Annotated in this window: 1 protein-coding gene and 1 pseudogene; one reads left to right on the top strand and one right to left on the bottom strand. The window is 62.3% G+C overall.

The features are described 5' to 3' along the window. Positions 1-1,100, bottom strand: a pseudogene (locus B3D39_RS06835) (M3 family oligoendopeptidase); the annotation flags it as partial. A 218-nt stretch (positions 1,101-1,318) separates the two neighbouring features. Between B3D39_RS06835 and B3D39_RS06830 the strand changes: the two are divergent. After that, positions 1,319-1,977, top strand: a 659-nt coding sequence (locus tag B3D39_RS06830) for a circularly permuted type 2 ATP-grasp protein (protein ID WP_286789540.1), incomplete at its 3' end; no start/stop codon positions are given.

Here is a 1,977-nt window from a genome sequence, read left to right as displayed (position 1 = left end):
CCCGGCGCCTTGCCCGGCTTCACGCCCGCATCGATCCAGCCTTTGTCAAAGAAGGGCTGCGCGATATCGGCCATGCGCGGATCGAAGCCGGAATAGGCGTCCAGCACGGTGTCCTTCGCCTCGTCCCACATGATGTCGCGCGGGGCCTCGGTGGGCAGCGGCGCGTTGCGGTCCCAGATCTGCAGCGTGTCGAGGCCGAGCCATTTCGCCTTCAGCTTGTAGTAGCGATGCGACAGGCGGGGGTAGGCCGCGACCACGGCGTCGCGCAGCGCCTGTACCACTTCGGGCTCCACGTCGTTTGACAGGTGGCGACCGGTCTGCGGGGTCGGCATCTTGCGCCAGCGATCCTCGATTTCCTTTTCCTTCGCGAGCGTGTTGTGGATGCGCGAGAAGGTGCGGATGTTCTCGCCAAACACATTCGCCAGCTCTTTCGCCGCCGCTTCGCGCTTTTCGCGATTGTGGTCGGAGAGAAGGGTGGTCGTGGCCTCAAGCGAAAGCTTCTCGCCCTGCACCTCGAACTCCAGCGCGGCGGTGGTCTCGTCGAAGAGGCGGTTCCACGCGGCGGCGCCGACGATCGACTGGTCGTGCAGGAATTTCTCCAGCTCGTCCGAGAGCTGATAGGGCTTCATCGCACGCATCCGGTCAAAGACCGGCTTGTAGCGGGCGACCTTCGAATCGGCGAAGACGGCCTCGTAGGTCTCGTCCGGGATGCGGTTGAATTCGAGGCTGAAGAAGACGAGCGGCGTGGTGTAGGTGGTGATCTTGTCCTGCGCGTCGGACAGCAGCTTCACCCGCGCCGGGTCGGTCGTGTTCTGGTAATAGCGCAGGCCCGTATAGGACATCACGCGGCCCGCTTTCTCGTCGATTTCCTCGTAGCGCTTGATGCAGTCGGCCATGCCCGCGGCATCAAGATCGGCCAGTTTGCCTTCATAATCGGCGGCGAACTCGGCGCAGGCTTTTTCCAGCCATGCCATGTCCTTGGTCAGTTCCGGCGCGTCGGGTGCGGGGTAGAGATCGCTCAGATCCCATTCGGGCAGATCGCCGAACGCCCCTGCATTTGAATTCGCATCGAAAACGGGGCGGCGGGGTGTGAGCGTCATGAGGTTCCTCGTGTCTGATCGGTTGCTTTCCAGATAGGGGCAGGGGCGCCGCCCTGACAAGGGCGCGGGGCCGCTCGGAGATGCACAATTTTTTGGCAGATGCTATGAAATGAACTTTTCCCTGACGCGGCGCGTTGCATAACATTGGCCATCGCCTTTTACTCGCGGGGTACAGGGCCTAGACATAAATAAAAGACTAGGGGGACTTAACCGGCGCGATGACAGAGTATTTCAACGAGATGTTCGACGGCGGCCAAGTGCGTCAGCCCTATAGTGGACTCGACGGCTGGATGCGCGAAATGCCGTCCGAGTTGCGCGCTATGAAGCAAGCCGAGGCGGAGGCGCTGTTTCGCAGGATCGGCATCACTTTCGCCGTCTATGGCGAGGGCGGCGATCCGGACCGTCTGATTCCCTTCGACATGTTTCCGCGCGTTTTCACACAACCGGAATGGCGCAAGCTGGAGCGTGGCATCAAGCAGCGCGCCCGGGCGCTCAACGCCTTTCTGCTCGACGTCTACGGACGTGGCGAGATCGTGCGGGCGGGGCGAATCCCGGCGCGGCTCGTCTATCAGAACGACGCTTACGAACGGGCGGTTTCGGGCTTCATCCCTCCGCGTGGCATCTACAGCCACATTGTTGGTGTCGATCTGGTGCGCACTGGGCCCGATCAGTTCTACGTGCTCGAAGACAACTGCCGCACCCCGTCGGGCGTCTCCTACATGCTGGAGAATCGCGAGATCATGATGCGGATGTTCCCGCAGCTGTTCCGCGAGAACCGGATCGAACCGGTGGATGGCTATTCGGATGCTCTGCGCCGCACCTTGGCCTCGGTTGCGCCGGCGAAATGCGACGGCGAGCCGACGGTCGCGATCCTCAC

Source organism: Thioclava sp. UBA3469 (genome assembly GCF_002378135.1).
In the GTDB taxonomy this organism is placed as follows: Bacteria; Pseudomonadota; Alphaproteobacteria; order Rhodobacterales; family Rhodobacteraceae; genus Thioclava; species Thioclava sediminum.
The sequence above is the reverse complement of the archived record's forward strand: the minus strand, read 5'-3'. Positions and strand labels throughout refer to the sequence as shown.